Below are 818 nucleotides of genomic sequence, written 5' to 3' on the forward strand. Positions count from 1 at the left end.
GGCCTTGGAATGCGCACGGGACGGCCGCTCGAAGGCGGGCGCGCGTGCGCATGCCGAGGCGCGCTCGGCGCTTCTTTTCAGTGGATCAACGCTTTCAGTTGGCTCAACAGGCGGGAGAACACCCGCGGACGGGCGTCGAGCGTCAGCATCGCGTCGTAGTGGTGGCGCGATTCCGTGACGTGCGGAAGGTTCGACAGCAGAAGGCCGAAGTTCATGGTCTGGCTCCGTGCGGCGACGGCAACGTGCCGGCCGCGTGGTGGGCGCGGGGCCAGCCAGGGGCCTGAACGACGTGTCAGGCTAGTCGGCCGGATTGTCCCCGCGACCCGGGTTCGAAAGGGTCTGCGTATGCAACGGACATAAGGGACAACTGTCACTGTCGTTCATGGCGGCTCCTGTGCGGTGTTCCGGGGAACACGGTTGACCGCCGGCCGGCGTGCGGGCCGGCATTCGCGCGCCGGGGGAACGGATGCGCGAACGCGGCCGCCTGCCAGGCGGCGGTGAAACCGGGCAACGCATGCGAGAACGCATCACGCTAACCGGCGCGAATCAGGGTGCACGTAGGGAGTTGCTGCGGAATACTGCTGCGCGCACCGTTTGCCTGGGAGACAAACGGCGGCTTCGATGAGGCGCGGACGTCGGTCGCTCAGGCGGAAATTTCGTTCGAAGATCGACTACTGCAGGCGTCCAAGGCGGCGGCCCCAAGAGTGAAGATGGCGGATTCTATGGACCGCGCGAAAGTGAAGTCAACCCCTCCAATCCCCATTTTTCGAAATAAATTTCCCGCCTGACGCGACTGAAAGATTTGCCCTTGAAATAAC

General features: G+C 64.3%; 1 protein-coding gene. It reads right to left on the reverse strand.

The window, feature by feature from the left end:
- Positions 1–77 precede the first annotated feature (77 nt).
- Entirely contained in the window at positions 78–215 is a 138-nt protein-coding gene (locus JMF90_RS38925) for a hypothetical protein (protein WP_012339686.1), read from the reverse strand.
- Between the last annotated feature and the right edge of the window lie 603 nt (positions 216–818).

Source organism: Burkholderia sp. E168m23 (genome assembly GCF_016586125.1).
GTDB classification, from domain to species: Bacteria; Pseudomonadota; Gammaproteobacteria; order Burkholderiales; family Burkholderiaceae; genus Burkholderia; species Burkholderia orbicola.

What these genes read in the sequence shown, in the direction of transcription:
- JMF90_RS38925 (WP_012339686.1), bottom strand. Translation starts at nt 215, where the DNA reads ATGAACTTCGGCCTTCTGCTGTCGAACCTTCCGCACGTCACGGAATCG.